Source organism: Pseudomonas sp. yb_5 (assembly GCF_043103865.1).
GTDB classification, from domain to species: domain Bacteria; phylum Pseudomonadota; class Gammaproteobacteria; order Pseudomonadales; family Pseudomonadaceae; genus Aquipseudomonas; species Aquipseudomonas putida_Y.
Map to the genome: position 1 here is coordinate 1 of NZ_JBICKE010000081.1, position 779 is coordinate 779.

At 58.3% G+C, this 779-nt stretch carries 1 protein-coding gene; it reads left to right on the forward strand.

The window, feature by feature from the left end:
* Positions 1 to 779 (forward strand): immunoglobulin-like domain-containing protein (locus ACF8GF_RS13105; RefSeq protein ID WP_392488115.1); only part of this gene is annotated, 779 nt, incomplete at both ends.

The following is a 779-nucleotide window of genomic DNA, read 5'->3' on the forward strand; positions in this document are numbered from 1 at the left end:
GATTTCCAGACCCCGGCCAATGACGTCTACAACAACGGTTCGACTGTCAGCGTCACCATCGAGAACGCCACGGGTGGCAACTTCGAGCAACTGACCCCGAATCCGACCCCTGCTCAGACCACGATCAACGACTCGGTCGATACCACCACTGCGACCCTGACGGCGAGCCCATCGGTCACCGAAGGCGGCGTGATTACCTATACCGTGACCCTGAGCAATCCTGCCCAGACTCCAGTAACCGTGACCCTGTCCAACGGCCAGGTCATCACCGTTGAAGCGGGCAAGACCCAAGGCAGCGTCGACTTCCAGACCCCGGCCAATGACGTCTACAACAACGGTTCGACTGTCAGCGTCACCATCGAGAACGCCACGGGCGGCAACTTCGAGCAACTGACCCCGAATCCGACTCCAGCCTCGACTGTCATCAATGACAGCATCGATACCGTCACCGTAAGTATTCTCAGCAATGGAAATGTGACCGAAGACCAGCAACCTTCCTTTACTGTGAAAGTTGGCCAGGCGCTGGACCGTCCGTTGACCGTAACCCTGTCGAACGGCGACACCGTGACGATCGAAGCCGGTAAGACCGAAGTCGAGTACAAGACCTCGGTTCAGGGCGATGACGTCTATCTCGATGCAGGCTCCATCACGCTCAGTGTTATCGACGCTACAGTTCCGGGTGCCACTTTCGAGAAGCTGGCCTTGGGTGGCCCGGCTACCGTTGAGATCTCGGACACTATCAGTGAGGTGGTGGCCAAGTTGACCGCCACCCCTTCGGT